This is a genomic window from Pseudomonas sp. OTU5201, from assembly GCF_038440135.1.
Classification (GTDB): domain Bacteria; phylum Pseudomonadota; class Gammaproteobacteria; order Pseudomonadales; family Pseudomonadaceae; genus Metapseudomonas; species Metapseudomonas resinovorans.
The window spans coordinates 151,503-165,642 of record NZ_JASATC010000004.1 but is presented as its reverse complement, the minus strand read 5'-3'; the positions used below and the strand labels follow the sequence as shown (position 1 = coordinate 165,642).

11 protein-coding genes are annotated in these 14,140 nt (G+C 64.6%); 4 read left to right on the top strand and 7 right to left on the bottom strand.

The window, feature by feature from the left end:
• Positions 1 to 12: 12 nt before the first annotated feature.
• The 7 genes from cmk to mtnA form a co-directional block, all read right to left on the bottom strand.
• Positions 13 to 699, bottom strand: a complete 687-nt coding sequence (gene cmk, locus AAHM40_RS04270; protein ID WP_342243549.1) for a (d)CMP kinase — start codon at positions 697 to 699, stop codon at positions 13 to 15.
• Positions 696 to 2,927: a bifunctional prephenate dehydrogenase/3-phosphoshikimate 1-carboxyvinyltransferase gene (locus tag AAHM40_RS04265; RefSeq protein WP_446731535.1), complete on the bottom strand. Its 2,232-nt coding sequence runs from the start codon at positions 2,925 to 2,927 to the stop codon at positions 696 to 698. The genes cmk and AAHM40_RS04265 overlap by 4 nt, the downstream gene beginning before the upstream one ends.
• A 4-nt stretch (positions 2,928 to 2,931) precedes the next feature.
• Positions 2,932 to 4,044, bottom strand: coding sequence for a histidinol-phosphate transaminase (hisC, locus tag AAHM40_RS04260; protein ID WP_342243547.1), 1,113 nt, complete (start codon positions 4,042 to 4,044; stop codon positions 2,932 to 2,934).
• A 79-nt stretch (positions 4,045 to 4,123) separates the two neighbouring features.
• Positions 4,124 to 5,218, bottom strand: a complete 1,095-nt coding sequence (gene pheA, locus AAHM40_RS04255; protein ID WP_342243546.1) for a prephenate dehydratase — start codon at positions 5,216 to 5,218, stop codon at positions 4,124 to 4,126.
• 1 nt (position 5,219) lies between these two features.
• On the bottom strand, positions 5,220 to 6,305 hold the full coding sequence (serC, locus tag AAHM40_RS04250) for a 3-phosphoserine/phosphohydroxythreonine transaminase (RefSeq protein WP_342243545.1): 1,086 nt from the start codon (positions 6,303 to 6,305) through the stop codon (positions 5,220 to 5,222).
• 99 nt (positions 6,306 to 6,404) lie between these two features.
• A complete protein-coding gene (gene gyrA / locus AAHM40_RS04245) occupies positions 6,405 to 9,176 on the bottom strand; it encodes a DNA gyrase subunit A (RefSeq protein ID WP_342243544.1) in 2,772 nt (923 codons plus the stop codon).
• A gap of 243 nt (positions 9,177 to 9,419) precedes the next feature.
• Complete coding sequence (mtnA, locus tag AAHM40_RS04240) at positions 9,420 to 10,496, bottom strand: S-methyl-5-thioribose-1-phosphate isomerase (protein ID WP_028626621.1); 1,077 nt, start codon at positions 10,494 to 10,496, stop codon at positions 9,420 to 9,422.
• 112 nt (positions 10,497 to 10,608) lie between these two features.
• Here mtnA and AAHM40_RS04235 point away from each other — a divergent pair, with 112 nt between their 5' ends.
• From AAHM40_RS04235 to AAHM40_RS04220, 4 genes are read left to right on the top strand one after another with little or no spacing between them, the layout of a single operon-like run.
• The gene (locus AAHM40_RS04235; protein ID WP_342243543.1) at positions 10,609 to 11,934 is read left to right on the top strand and encodes a TRZ/ATZ family hydrolase; all 1,326 of its coding nucleotides are present in this window, start codon (positions 10,609 to 10,611) and stop codon (positions 11,932 to 11,934) included.
• Between the two features lie 21 nt (positions 11,935 to 11,955).
• The gene (gene ubiG / locus AAHM40_RS04230) at positions 11,956 to 12,654 is read left to right on the top strand and encodes a bifunctional 2-polyprenyl-6-hydroxyphenol methylase/3-demethylubiquinol 3-O-methyltransferase UbiG (protein ID WP_342243542.1); all 699 of its coding nucleotides are present in this window, start codon (positions 11,956 to 11,958) and stop codon (positions 12,652 to 12,654) included.
• Positions 12,655 to 12,659: 5 nt separating this feature from the next.
• A complete protein-coding gene (mupP, locus tag AAHM40_RS04225; protein ID WP_342243541.1) occupies positions 12,660 to 13,331 on the top strand; it encodes an N-acetylmuramic acid 6-phosphate phosphatase MupP in 672 nt (223 codons plus the stop codon).
• Between the two features lie 28 nt (positions 13,332 to 13,359).
• Positions 13,360 to 14,100: a YciK family oxidoreductase gene (locus AAHM40_RS04220; RefSeq protein ID WP_028626617.1), complete on the top strand. Its 741-nt coding sequence runs from the start codon at positions 13,360 to 13,362 to the stop codon at positions 14,098 to 14,100.
• The last annotated feature ends 40 nt before the right edge of the window (positions 14,101 to 14,140 follow it).

Below are 14,140 nucleotides of genomic sequence, written 5' to 3'. Positions count from 1 at the left end.
TTCAGCTTGGGCTCAGTCGTCCAGGCCGAGGGCAGCGAAGGCTTCGAGAATCTTGCCTTGGACCTCCTCGATGCTGAGGCTGGTGGAGTCGAGGATGATCGCATCCGGAGCCGGCTTCAGCGGGGCGACGGAGCGCTGGCTGTCGCGCTCGTCGCGGTCCTGGATTTCCTTCAGCAGGGAGCTCAGGTCGGCCTCCATGCCCTTGCCCTTGAGCTGCAGGTAGCGGCGACGGGCACGCTCTTCAGCACTGGCGGTAAGGAATATCTTCAGCTGCGCCTGGGGGAAGACCACGGTGCCCATGTCGCGACCATCGGCCACCAGGCCGGGGGTCTCGAGGAAGGCACGCTGGCGCTGCAGCAGCGCTTCGCGCACGGCGGGCAGTGCAGCGACCTGGGAGGCGCCGGCGCCCACCTGCTCGGAGCGGATGATGTCGGTGACGTCCTCGCCTTCCAGGATGATGCTCTGGCCACCACCGGTCTTGGCGTTGAACTGCACGTCCAGGTGAGCGGCCAGGACCTTGAGGGATTCCTCGTTGGTCAGGTCGACCCCGTGATTGCGCGCGGCGAAGGCCAGCAGGCGATATAGCGCACCGGAATCAAGCAAACGCCAGCCCAGGCGCTTGGCCAGCAGGCCAGCTACGGTACCCTTGCCAGAGCCGCTGGGTCCGTCGATGGCGATTACGGGCAGGTTGGCGTTCATGCCTTGCCCTCTTCCGCTACGCGGATGCCGGATTGGGTCGCGAGGCCGAGGAAGTTGGGGAAGGAGGTGGCGACGTTGGCGCAGTCATGGATGCGAATAGGCGCGCTGGCACGCAGCGACGCCACGCTGAAGGACATGGCAATACGGTGATCACCGTGGCTCCAGACTTCGCCGCCGCCCATGACGCCGCCTTCGATGACGATGCCGTCCGGGGTCGGTTCGGCCTTCACCCCCAGGGCCTGCAGGCCGTCGGCCATGACCTGGATGCGATCGGATTCCTTCACCCGCAGTTCTTCCGCGCCACGCAGCACGGTGCGGCCTTCGGCACAGGCAGCCGCGACGAAGAGCACGGGGAACTCGTCGATGGCCAGCGGCACCAGGTCTTCAGGGATGTCGATGCCCTTCAGTTTGGCTGCGCGCACGCGGATATCGGCTACAGGCTCTCCGCCCACTTCACGCTGGTTTTCCAGGGTGATGTCGCCGCCCATCAGCTTGAGGATGTCGATCACGCCGGTACGGGTCGGGTTGATGCCGACGTGCTCCAGTACCAGTTCGGAGCCTTCGGCAATGCTGGCAGCAACCAGGAAGAAGGCTGCCGAGGAGATGTCGGCGGGCACTTCAATGCGGGAAGCGGAAAGCTTGTGGCCGCTCTCGACGGTAGCGGTGTTGCCGTCCACCTTCACCGGGTAGCCGAAGCCTTGCAGCATGCGCTCGGTGTGGTCGCGGGTCGGTGCCGGTTCGGTGACCGCGGTTTCACCGGCGGCGTAGAGGCCGGCGAGCAGCAGGCAGGACTTCACCTGGGCGCTGGCCATGGGCATTTCGTAGTTCATGCCGGTGAGGCGCTGGCCGCCACGGATGGTCAGCGGCGGGCGGCCTTCGGCGCCGGTCTCGATCACTGCGCCCATTTCGCGCAGCGGCTTGGCCACACGATTCATCGGACGCTTGGACAGTGAGGCGTCGCCGGTCAGGGTGGTGTCGAACGGCTGCGCTGCCAGCAGGCCGCTGAGCAGGCGCATGGAGGTACCCGAGTTACCCAGATAGAGCGGGCCGGGCGGCGGCTTCAGTCCGTGCAGGCCGACACCGTGGATGGTCACGCGGCCATGGTGCGGCCCTTCGATGACCACGCCCATGTCGCGGAAGGCTTGCAGGGTTGCCAGGGCGTCTTCGCCCTCGAGGAAGCCTTCGACTTCTGTGGTGCCTTCGGCCAGGGAGCCAAGCATGATGGAGCGGTGGGAAATGGATTTGTCGCCCGGTACGCGGATACGGCCGGCGAGTTTGCCACCCGGCTGCGCCAGGTAAATCAGATCGTTGTTGTGCATGGCGTCCACATAGGCCCTGCGGGCCAGGATTTTGCTGAAATGCTCGCGGGCGAAGCGGGCGCGGGTGAACACGCCCAGCAGTTCATGCCCATCCCCTGCGTCGACCGCGCCGCGCAGGGCGTCGAGGTCGGCGCGAAATGCGTCCAGGATGCGTAGCACGGCGTCGCGGTTGGCGAGGAAGATGTCGTGCCACATCACCGGGTCGCTGCCGGCGATCCGCGTGAAGTCGCGGAAGCCGCCGGCGGCATAACGGAAGATTTCCAGATTCTCGCTGCGCTTGGCCAGCGAGTCGACCAGGCCGAATGCCAGCAGGTGCGGCAGGTGGCTGGTCGCGGCGAGCACCTCGTCGTGGTGCTCGACCTCCATGTGTTCAACGTCAGCACCGAGGGCGCGCCAGAGCTGGTCGACGCACTGCAGAGCGGATGGATCGGTGTTTTCCACCGGCGTAAGGATGACCTTGTGACGACGGAACAGGCTGGCGTTGGCCGCCTCCACCCCACTCTTCTCGGAGCCGGCGATCGGGTGGCCGGGCACGAAGCGCGCCGGCATGCCGTCGAAAACCCGACGCACCGCACGCACCACGTTGCCCTTGGCGCTGCCGACATCCGTCAGCACGGCGTCGCCCAGGTCGAGGGAAGCCAGTTCAGCGAGGAGCTTTTCCATGGCGAGGATAGGAACCGCGAGCTGGATAACGTCGGCACCGCGGCAGGCCGCAGCGAGGTCACTCTCGCAACGGTCGACCACGCCGGATTCGACGGCAATGCGGCAGGACTCCTGGTCCTTGTCCACGCCCACCACTTCGGCGAACAGGCCCTTCTCGCGCAGCCCCTTGGAGAAGGAACCACCGATCAGGCCCAGGCCGATCACCACCAGGCGCCCGAAGATAGGGGCGCCCTGTTTCAGGGTCATGACATCAGCCACGGCCGAGCACCTTGGCCAGTGCCTCCAGGCAACGGGCGTTCTCTTCCGGCAGGCCGATGGAGACGCGCAGGAAGGTCGGCATGCCGTAGCCGCCCACCGGACGCAGGATCACGCCTTCGCGCAGCATGGCCTGGTTGATCGGGGCGGCGTCGCAGCCGAAGTCGACGGCGATAAAGTTGCCCTTGGAGGGAATCCAGGACAGCCCAAGGGCGCGGAAGCCTTCTTCCAGCTGGGCCATGCCGGCATCGTTGACGCGGCGGCTTTCAACCAAGTAGTCGGCATCGTCCAGCGCTGCGCAAGCGGCAGCCAGGGCCAGGCTGTTGACGTTGAATGGCTGGCGCACGCGGTTCAGCACGTCGGCCACCTGGGCACTGGACAGGCCGTAGCCCACACGCAACGAGGCGAGGCCGTAGGCTTTGGAGAAGGTGCGGGAGACCAGCAGGTTCGGATAACGGGCCAGGTAGTTCAGGCCATCAGGCAGTTCTTCGCCTTCGGCGTACTCGATGTAGGCCTCGTCCAGTACGACCAGCACGCTCTCCGGGACCTTGGCGAGGAAGTCTTCCAGGGCCTGGGGGCCGAACCAGGTCCCGGTGGGGTTGTTCGGGTTGGCGATGAACACGACGCGAGTGTTGGCATCGATGGCCGCCAGCATGGCCGGCAGGTCGTGGCCGTAGTGCACAGCAGGAACCACTTTGCCGGTAGCGCCCACGGCCTGGGTGGCGATGGGGTAGACGGCGAAGGCGTGCTCGCTGAACACGGCGTTCAGGCCGGGAGCCAGGTAGGCACGTGCGACGAGGTCGAGGATGTCATTGGAGCCGTTGCCCAGGGTGACCTGGGCCGGGGTCACGCCACAGCGCTCGGCCAGACGGCGCTTGAGCTCGAAACCATTGCCGTCCGGGTAGCGGGTCAGCTCGGCCAGCTCTGCGCGAATGGCTTCCAGGGCCTTGGGGCTCGGGCCGAGGGGATTCTCGTTGCTAGCCAGCTTGACGATGCCGGCCGGGTCGAGGTCCAGCTCGCGGGCCAGCTCATCCACCGGCTTGCCGGGTACGTAGGGTGAAAGTTTCTGCACGCCCGGTTGGGCAAGGGCGAGAAAGTCACAGCTCATGGATTCAGCCTCAACTACGGGCTAGGGGCCGCCGTAGCGCGCCCCAACCCTGGCTGGAGCGCGACGGCCCGTCGCTAATTCAAAGCACCGCTTTGGGGTAGGAACCCAGCACCTTCAGGGCAACGGCTTCCTGGTTGATCTTCTCCAGCACGTCCTTGATCAGTGGATCACGGTGGTGGCCTACGAAGTCGATGAAGAACACGTAGGTCCACTTGCCACTGCGGGACGGGCGGGTCTCGATGCGGGTCAGGTCGATGCCGTTGTTGTGGAACGGCACCAGGAGCTCGTGCAGGGCGCCCGGTTTGTTGCGCATGGAGACGATGATCGACGTCTTGTCGTCGCCGGTGGGCGGCACTTCCTGGCTACCGATGATGAGGAAGCGCGTGGAGTTGTCCGGGCGGTCCTCGATCTTTTCGCAGAGCTTGGTCAGGCCGTAGAGGCTGGCGGCCATGTCACCGGCGATGGCGGCCGAGTTCCACTCGCTCTTCACCCGCTTGGCAGCGTCGGCGTTGCTGGAAACCGCCACGCGCTCGACATTCGGGTAATGGGCGTCCAGCCACTTGCGGCACTGCGCCAGAGACTGGGCGTGGGAGTAGATGCGGGTGATGTTGTCGGTCTTGGTGCTGTCGCCCACCAGCAGGTGGTGGTGGATACGCAATTCCACCTCGCCACAGATCACCATGTCGTGCTCGAGGAAGCTGTCGAGGGTGTGGTTCACCGCGCCCTCGGTGGAGTTCTCTACCGGTACCACACCAAAGTTGACCGCGCCGGCGGCCACTTCGCGGAACACTTCGTCGATGGCGGCCATCGGCGAGCTGATCACCGCGTGGCCGAAATGCTTGAGCGCTGCGGCCTGGGTGAAGGTGCCTTCCGGACCGAGGTAGGCAACCTTGAGCGGCTGCTCCAGGGCCAGGCAGGAAGACATGATTTCGCGGAACAGCCGCGCCATCTCCTCGTTGTCCAGCGGGCCCTGGTTTCGATCCATGATGTGCTTGAGGACCCAGGCCTCGCGCTCTGGACGATAGAAGACCGGCTTCTCGCCTTCGGGCAAGGAGGCCATCTTCACGCGAGCCACGTCCTGGGCGCAGCGAGCGCGCTCGCTGATCAGGTCGAGGATCTTCTCGTCGAGACTGTCGATGCGCAGGCGCAGTGCCTTGAGTTCTTGCTCGGACATATCAGCCGCGCTCCTTCTCGAACTCCGCCATATAGGCCACCAGGGCTTCGACTGCATCGAGGCCGACGGCGTTGTAGATGGAGGCGCGCATACCGCCTACCGAACGGTGACCTTTGAGGTTCAGCAGACCACGGGCGTCGGCGCCGACGAGGAAGTCCTTGTCCAGGCGCTCGTCTGCAAGGCGGAACGGAACGTTCATCCAGGAGCGGGCATTGTGGGCGATCGGGTTGGTGTAGAAATCGCTCTTGTCGATGTAGCCGTAGAGCAATTCCTTCTTCGCCTTGTTGCGCTGCTCCATGGCCTCGACGCCGCCCTGCTCCTTCAGCCACTCGAAGACGAGGCCCGAGAGGTACCAGGAGAAGGTGGCCGGGGTGTTGTACATGGAGCCGTTATCGGCGGCGACTTTGTAGTTCAGCATGGTCGGGCAGCTGGCGCGGGCGCGTCCGAGCAGGTCCTCACGGACGATGACCACCACCAGGCCGCTGGGGCCGATGTTCTTCTGGGCACCCGCGTAGATCAGGCCGAAGCGGGAAACGTCCAGCGGGCGGGAAAGGATGTCCGAGGACATGTCCACGACCATGGGCACGTCGCCCACTTCCGGAATCCAGTCGAACTGCAGGCCACCGATGGTTTCGTTGGAAGCGTAGTGCAGGTAGGCCGCGTCTTTCGACAGCTGCCACTCGTTCTGACCGGGGATTGCGAAGTAGTCGTAGCCCTTGGCACTGGCAGCAACGTTTACGCGGCCGAAGCGGCTGGCCTCTTCGATGCTTTTCTTCGACCAGATGCCGGTTTCGACGTAATCGGCGACACCATTTTCCGGCAGCAGGTTCAGCGGAATCTCGGCGAACTGCTGGCTGGCACCACCCTGGAGGAACAGCACCTTGTAATTGGAGGGAATGGACAGGAGGTCGCGCAGGTCCTGCTCGGCCTTTTCGGCGATGGCAACATATTCGTCGCTGCGGTGGCTCATTTCCATGACGGAAAGGCCTTTGCCCTGCCAGTCAAGGAGTTCCGCCTGGGCGCGTTGCAGAACAGCTTCCGGAAGCGCGGCCGGGCCGGCGCAGAAGTTAAAGGCTCGCTTGCTCACATCCATTCTCACTGGGTAGCGCGGGGGCACCGGTGCCCCCGCCAATTGTTACCTACCGAATGGACAGGCCGGCTGACGGCCTGCCCGTTTCTACAACTATTACTCTTCAGCCACCGGCTGGGCGTCGTCCTGCTGCACGTCGTCCGCCTCGGCATCAGCCACAGCATCGACGACCTGCTCAACGCCTTCCAGCTCTTCGTCTTCGTCGCCGCCAGACGGCTCCTGGACGCGTTCCAGACCGACCAGGGTTTCGTCCTTGGCCAGCTTGATCAGAGTCACACCCTGGGTGTTACGGCCGGAGCTGGAGACTTCGTCGACGCGGGTACGTACCAGGGTGCCCTGGTCGGAAATCAGCATGATTTCCTCGCCGTCCTGTACCTGGATGGCGCCGACCAGTTGGCCGTTACGTTCGTTGATAACCATGGCGATCACACCCTGGCCACCGCGACCCCGACGCGGGAACTTGCCCAGGCCAGTGCGCTTGCCGAAGCCACGTTCCGATGCGGTGAGGATCTGCGCGCCGGACTCGGGAATCAGCATGGAAATCAGCTGCTGCTCCTTGCCCAGGCGCATGCCACGCACGCCACGTGCAGTACGGCCCATGGTGCGCACCATGCTCTCGGCGAAGCGGATCACCTTGCCGGCGCTGGAGAACAGCATGACTTCCTTGGCGCCGTCGGTAATGGCGGCAGCGATCAGGGTGTCACCCTCGTCCAGTCGCAGGGCGATCAGGCCACTGGAGCGAGGCTTGCTGAACTGAATCAGCGGGGTCTTCTTCACGGTACCGAACGCGGTGGCCATGAAGATGTAGGCACCGGTGGGTTCGGCTACCAACTCAGGGGTATCGCCTTCGATCTCTTCGACCTCTGGCTCCACCACCTCGCCTTCCAGCACAGCGCCCTCGGCTTCATCGAGGTCTTCCTCGTCACCAGCCTCACGCTGCAGCGCTTCCAGGTCGATCTGGAGCATGGCGGTGATGCGCTCGCCCTCATCCAGCGGCAGCAGGTTGACCAGCGGACGGCCACGCGCGGTACGCGAGGCTTCCGGAATTTCGAAGGTGCGCAACCAGTAGACCTTGCCCTTGCTGGAGAACAGCAGGAGCGTGGCGTGGCTGTTGGCGACCAGGAGGTGTTCGATGTAGTCCTCGTCCTTCACCCCGGTCGCCGACTTGCCTTTGCCGCCACGACGCTGGGCCTGGTACGCGGCCAGCGGCTGGGACTTGGCGTAGCCGCCGTGGGAGATGGTGACGACGCGCTCTTCCTCGGTGATCAGGTCGGCGATGGTCAGGTCCATCTGCGACGCGACGATCTCGGTGCGGCGGGCGTCGCCGAACTCGGCCTTCACTTTCTCCAGCTCTTCGCGGATGACTTCCATCAGGCGCTCGGGGCTGGTGAGGATGCGGATCAGCTCACCGATCTGGGTGAGAATTTCCTGGTACTCGGCCAGCAGCTTTTCGTGTTCCAGGCCGGTCAGGCGGTGCAGGCGCAGTTCAAGGATGGCCTGGGCCTGTTCCGGCGACAGGAAGTACTTGCCGTCACGCAGGCCGTACTGCGGGTCCAGGTCTTCCGGACGGCAGGAATCGGCGCCCGCGCGCTCGACCATGGCTTCCACAGCGGTGGATTCCCAGGGGGTGGCGATCAGGCGTTCCTTGGCCTCGGCCGGGGTCGGCGAAGTCTTGATCAGCTCGATCACAGGGTCGATGTTGGACAGCGCGACGGCCTGGCCTTCGAGGATGTGGCCGCGCTCTCGGGCCTTGCGCAGCTCGTAGACGGTCCGGCGGGTCACCACTTCGCGGCGGTGACGGATGAACACTTCGAGCATGTCCTTCAGGTTCAGCGTGCGCGGCTGGCCATCCACCAGGGCCACGACGTTGATACCGAAGACGCTCTGCATCTGGGTCTGGGCATAGAGGTTGTTGAGGACCACCTCCCCCACTTCGCCACGGCGCAGCTCGATCACCACGCGCATGCCGTCCTTGTCGGACTCGTCGCGCAGTTCGGTGATGCCTTCGAGTTTCTTCTCCTTGACCAGCTCGGCGATCTTCTCGATCAGACGCGCCTTGTTCAGCTGGTAGGGCAGCTCGGTGACGATGATCTGCTGGCGGTTACCGCCCTTGTCCATGTCCTCGATTTCGGCACGGGCGCGCATATAAATGCGGCCACGCCCGGTGCGGTAGGCTTCGATGATGCCGGCGCGGCCGTTGATGATGCCTGCAGTGGGGAAGTCCGGGCCCGGGATGTACTGCATCAGCTCATCGACCGTGAGCTCGGAGTTATCCATCAGCGCCAGGCAACCGTCGATGACTTCGCTGAGGTTGTGCGGCGGGATGTTGGTCGCCATGCCCACAGCGATACCGCTGGAACCGTTGACCAGCAGGTTCGGGACCTTGGTCGGCATGACCGCGGGGATTTGCTCGGTGCCATCGTAGTTGGGCACCCAGTCCACGGTTTCCTTGTCCAGGTCGGCCAGGAGTTCGTGGGCCAGTTTGGACATGCGCACTTCGGTGTATCGCATGGCCGCAGCGTTGTCGCCATCGACCGAACCGAAGTTGCCCTGGCCATCCACCAGCATGTAACGCAGCGAGAACGGCTGGGCCATACGCACGATGGTGTCGTAGACCGCGGTGTCGCCGTGCGGGTGGTACTTACCGATTACGTCACCCACCACACGGGCGGATTTCTTGTAGGGTTTGTTCCAGTCGTTGCCCAGCTCGCTCATCGCATAGAGGACGCGACGGTGCACCGGCTTGAGACCGTCGCGCGCATCCGGCAGGGCGCGCCCGACGATCACGCTCATCGCGTAGTCGAGGTAGGACTGTTTCAGCTCGTCTTCGATATTGACCGGGAGGATTTCTTTGGCCAGTTCGCCCATGAGAAGCCTGGTTCCTTTTTCTGATGAAACTCCGCCCCGCTCGTCCTGAGCGGCGCGAAGCTCGCCACTGCGGCCAGATGCTGCAGCGACTCACGACAAATCAACGAGTTAAGCCAAGGATCTGTGCAATTGGGCCGCCTCAATGGAGGGGCGGCAATAACTGCCGGAGCTTACCATAGTCACCGTCTCGCACCTACCCCGCCGGGCGGCCTGCCAGCAGGGTAGAAACGCCGCACCGATGGCTCAATGCAGGCGCTTGCGGCACATCAATTGAGCCATCTTGGCTGCGTCAGGACGCTCGACCACACCTTTCTCGGTCACGATGGCATCGATCAGATCGGCAGGAGTCACATCGAAAACCGGATTGACCGCATGCACTTCCGCGGCAATACGGCGGCCGCCCAGATCCAGCAACTCTGAACCGTCGCGCTCCTCGATCGGGATGTCGTCCCCGCTTTCCAGCGACATATCAATGGTGGAGCTGGGCGCCACCACCATGAAGCGCACGCCATGGTGCATGGCATTGACTGCCAGCTGGTAGGTGCCGATCTTGTTGGCCACATCGCCATTGGCGGTGATGCGGTCGGCACCGACGATGACCCAGGTAATGCCGGCAGTTTTCATCAGGTGAGCGGCGGCGGCGTCCGCATTGAGACTCACCGGCACGCCTTCGTTGGCCAGCTCCCAGGCGGTCAGTCGCGCGCCCTGCAACCAAGGGCGCGTTTCATCGGCGTAGACCCGCTCCACCAAGCCATCCAGGTGCGCCGCACGAATTACCCCGAGGGCGGTGCCGAAACCGCCCGTCGCCAGCGCCCCCGTATTGCAATGGGTCAGCAATGCCTGGGGGCTCCCCTGGTGCTTGCGAATCAGCTCCATGCCGAGCTGGGCCATGGTCAGGTTGGCTTCCCGATCGCTCAGATGGATGGAAATGGCCTCGGCCTCGAGCGCCTGCAGCGGTGTTTCGCCGTCACGCACGCGCTCCAGGCGCTCACGCATACGGTTCAGCGCCCAGAAGAGGTTGACCGCAGTCGGCCGGGACTCGGCCAGGACCTTGAAGTCGGCTTCCAGCGCCTCGCGCCAGTCGCCACCGGCGGCGATACGCGCCTGCGCGCCAAGTACGACACCGTATGCAGCACTGATTCCAATGGCTGGCGCGCCGCGAACCACCATCTGGCGGATGGCCTGGGCCACGCCTTCAGCGGACTCGTAGGCCAGCCAGACCTCTTCAGCCGGCAGCAAACGCTGGTCGAGCAGGTGGAGCACGCCGTCACGCCAGTCGATGGCCTTGACCTTCTCGGCTGCTAACAGTTGTTCACGCATCGCCCACCTCGCCACCCGTAACTCGCGGAAAAACCGCAGATTATAGCGAGCCGGAGCCTATCTGGCTCGGGTATACTGCCGCCACTTCATTTTGCGCCCAGGATGCGCCGCCATGCCCAGCCCCAACGCCCCGCTCGATCTGCTACTGCTCCCGTCCTGGATAGTTCCGGTAGAGCCTGCCGGCGTGGTCCTGCGGGATCATGCGCTGGGCATCCGTGACGGTCGTATCGCCCTGCTCGCACCCCGGGACGTAGCACTGCGCGCTGACGCCCGCGAGCGCCGCGAACTGCCGGGCATGCTGCTGGCTCCCGGCCTGATCAACGCCCACGGCCATGCCGCGATGACCCTGTTCCGCGGGCTGGCCGACGATCTGCCACTGATGACCTGGCTACAGGAACACATCTGGCCCGCCGAGGCCAAGTGGGTCAATGAGACATTCGTCAGGGACGGTACCGAACTGGCCGTGGCCGAGCAGATCAAGGGCGGCATCAGTTGCTTCTCCGACATGTATTTCTTCCCAGCCCAGGCCAGCTCTGCCATCCATACCGCAGGAATCAAGGCCCAACTGGCGATCCCGGTGCTGGACTTTCCCATCCCGGGCGCCGCCGACGCAGGCGAAGCAATCCGTCGAGGCGTCGAGCTGTTCAGCGATCTCAAGCACCACCCGCGCATCAAGGTCGCCTTCGGCCCCCACGCACCTTATAGCGTCAGTGACGACAAGCTCGAGGATATACGCGTACTCGCCGAGGAACTGGACGCCGGCATTCATATGCATGTCCAGGAAACCGCCTTCGAAGTCCAGCAAAGCCTGGACCTGCGCGGCGAGCGTCCGATGGCACGCCTTGCACGCCTCGGCCTTCTCGGCCCGCGCTTCCAGGCCGTGCACATGACCCAGGTAGATGACGCTGACATTGCCCTTCTGGTGGAAAGCAACAGCAACGTGATCCACTGCCCGGAATCCAATCTCAAGCTGGCCAGCGGATTCTGCCCAGTGGAACGCCTCTGGCAGGCCGGCGTTAATGTCGCCGTTGGCACTGATGGTGCAGCCAGCAACAATGACCTGGACCTGCTAGGCGAAACCCGCACCGCTGCCCTCCTGGCCAAGGCCGTGTCCGGCTCGGCCAGCGCCCTGGATGCCCATCGCGCCTTGCGCATGGCCACCCTCAATGGCGCACGCGCCCTGGGAATCGACCTGGATACTGGCTCCCTGGAAGTAGGCAAAGCCGCCGACGTGGTGGCCTTCGACCTCTCCGGGCTCGCCCAGCAACCGGTCTACGACCCGGTTTCCCAACTTATCTACGCCACCGGGCGCGACGCGGTGCGGCACCTCTGGGTCGACGGCAGGCAACTGCTGGACGACGGCCGCCTGACCCGCCTGGACGAAGAGCGCCTGGGCACCACTGCCCGCGCCTGGGGCGATCGCATCGCCGGCCGCTGAATTCTGTTTCGAGGACATCCCATGACCAACGTCGATCACGTCGAAATCGCCAAGTTCGAGGCCCTCGCCCACCGCTGGTGGGACCGTGAGAGCGAGTTCAAACCCCTGCACGACATCAACCCCCTGCGGGTCAACTGGATTGACGAGCGCGTCAAGCTGGCCGGCAAGAAGGTGCTGGATGTCGGGTGCGGCGGCGGCATCCTCAGCGAATCGATGGCGCAGCGTGGCGCCACCGTTACCGGCATCGACATGGGCGAAGCCCCGCTGGCGGTCGCCCAGCTGCACCAACTGGAGTCCGGCGTGCCGGTGGAATACCGCCGCATCACGGCTGAAGGCCTGGCCGCCGAGATGCCCGGTCAGTTCGACGTGGTCACCTGCATGGAGATGCTCGAGCACGTGCCCGATCCGGCCTCGGTGATCCGCGCCTGCTTCACCCTGGTCAAGCCGGGCGGCCAGGTGTTCTTCTCCACCATCAACCGCAACCCCAAGGCTTACCTCTTCGCCATCGTTGGCGCCGAATACATCATGGGCCTGCTGCCGCGCGGCACCCACGACTTCAAGAAGTTCATCCGCCCCTCCGAGCTCGGCGCCTGGAGCCGCGTCGCCGGCCTGCAGGTGAAGGACATCATCGGCCTGACCTACAACCCGCTGACCAAGCACTACAAGCTGGAAGGCGACGTCGACGTCAACTACATGATCCAGACCCTGCGCGAGGAGTGACCGGCATGCGTATTCAAGCGGTACTTTTCGATATGGACGGCACCCTGCTCGACTCGGCGCCCGATTTCATCGCCATTTGCCAAGCCATGCGCACCGAACGCGGCCTGCCGCCCCTGGACGAAAAGCTGATCCGCGACGTGGTCTCCGGCGGCGCCCGCGCCATGGTCGCCGTCACCTTCGAGATGGACCCCGAAGACCCTCAGCTCGAGCCGCTGCGCCTGGAATTCCTGGAGCGCTACCAGAGCCACTGCGCAGTGCTCACCCGCCCCTTCGACGGCATCGACGAACTGCTGGCGGATATCGAGCAAGCCAAGCTGATCTGGGGTGTGGTGACCAACAAGCCGGTACGCTACGCCGAGCCGATCATGGAGCAGCTCGGCCTGGCCGGGCGCTCCGCCGTGCTGATCTGCCCCGATCACGTGAAGAACAGCAAGCCGGACCCGGAAATGCTGCTGCTGGCTTGCAGCAAGCTGAACCTGGACCCGGCCAGTGTGCTCTTCGTCGGTGACGACCTTCGCGACATCGAGTCCGGCCGCGCCGCCGGCACCCGCACCGCGGCGGTCAGCTACGGCTATATCCACCCAAGCGACAACCCCGCCCACTGGGGCGCCGATGTAGTGGTCGACCACCCGCTCGAATTGCGCGCAGTGCTCGACCGCGCGCTGTGCAGTTGCTGAAGCCAGTAGCGCCCCGAAGGAGATTCACATGTTCCAGTATTCCGCCCGCCCCGACCTGCTCAAGGACCGGGTCATTCTGATCACCGGAGCCGGCCGTGGCATCGGCGCAGCGGCCGCCAAGACCTTTGCCGCCCACGGCGCCACCGTACTACTGCTGGGCAAGACCGAGGCCAGCCTGAACGCCGTCTACGACGAGATCGAGGCCGCCGGCCACCCGCAACCCGCGGTGATCCCCTTCAACCTGGAAACCGCCCAGCCGCACCAGTACGACGAACTGGCAGCGACGCTGGAGACGGAGTTCGGGCGCATCGACGGCGTGCTGCACAACGCCTCCATCCTCGGCCCCCGCACCCCCATCGAGCAGCTCTCGGGCGACAACTTCATGCGCGTCATGCAAGTCAACGTCAACGCCATGTTCATGCTGACCAGCACACTGCTGCCGCTTCTGAAGCTGTCCAAGGACGCCTCGGTGATCTTCACCTCCAGTAGCGTCGGCCGCAAAGGCCGGGCCTATTGGGGCGCCTATGCGGTGTCCAAGTTCGCCACCGAAGGCCTGATGCAGGTCCTGGCCGACGAAGTGGACGGCATCGCCAGCGTTCGTGCCAACAGCATCAACCCCGGCGCGACGCGCACTGATATGCGCGCCCAGGCCTATCCAGGTGAAAACCCTGACAACAATCCGGAACCCGCCGAGATCATGCCTGTCTACCTCTATCTCATGGGGCCGGACAGCGCTGGTGTAAACGGCCAGGCTTTCGACGCGCAATGACTTCCCTCCGCGGCGGTCATCCGACCGCCGCAGCCTTCGC